Below are 680 nucleotides of genomic sequence, written 5' to 3'. Positions count from 1 at the left end.
TGTATTGTCCATCATCGATGTGTATGATCGTAGTATTGTCGAATACTATATGGGATTAAGCTGCACAGCAAAAGACCTAAAACAAACTCTTTTGCGGGCATTATTCAAGCGCCAGCAGATAAATGAAAGGGAAAAACCTGTGATTCGCACAGACAATGGGCCACAGTTTATCTCCCATACCTTTGAAGAATTTTGTGAAAAATATACACTAGAACATGAAAGAATTCCACCAAAAACGCCAAATATGAATGCTCACATTGAGTCTTTTCATAGAATTTTTGAAGATGATTGTTTATCAAGATGGCAATTTGAAACGTATGCACAAGCCTATGAATCAGTCGCAGAGTTTATGGTGTTTTATAACGAAAGACGCATGCATTCTAGTATTTTAGACTTATCGCCAAATGAGTTTTATGAACAGCAACAATGTGAAAACGTGAAAATCAAAGAGGTACGGGTTTAATCGCCCCTTCCATTTTTTCTTCCTTTTGTCCCAAAAATTATTTCAGCCATTTCTGGAATGGAATCAAGGGCGACGATAGTCGGGCGTAGCCTTTACCCTTGAAGGAATGGAAGCAATGGCTATGATCTCAAAAGGACAAAAGGAAACGAAAAAGAATGTAGTTTTAAGATAAAGTGAGATTAAGAGAAATACTGTCCAAAATTCGGGGGTTAATCCG

The 680-nt window shown here is 37.5% G+C and carries 1 protein-coding gene; it reads left to right on the top strand.

Features of this window, described 5'->3' with window-relative positions; translation table 11 throughout:
• Positions 1–463: integrase core domain-containing protein (locus B5V89_RS00970; protein WP_142406506.1), on the top strand; the 463-nt coding region annotated here is incomplete at its 5' end.
• Between the last annotated feature and the right edge of the window lie 217 nt (positions 464–680).

It is taken from the genome of Heyndrickxia sporothermodurans (assembly GCF_003055045.1).
Taxonomy (GTDB): Bacteria; Bacillota; Bacilli; order Bacillales; family Bacillaceae_C; genus Heyndrickxia; species Heyndrickxia sporothermodurans.
Note: the sequence above shows the minus strand (reverse complement) of the source record. Positions and strands in the feature narration are given on the sequence as shown.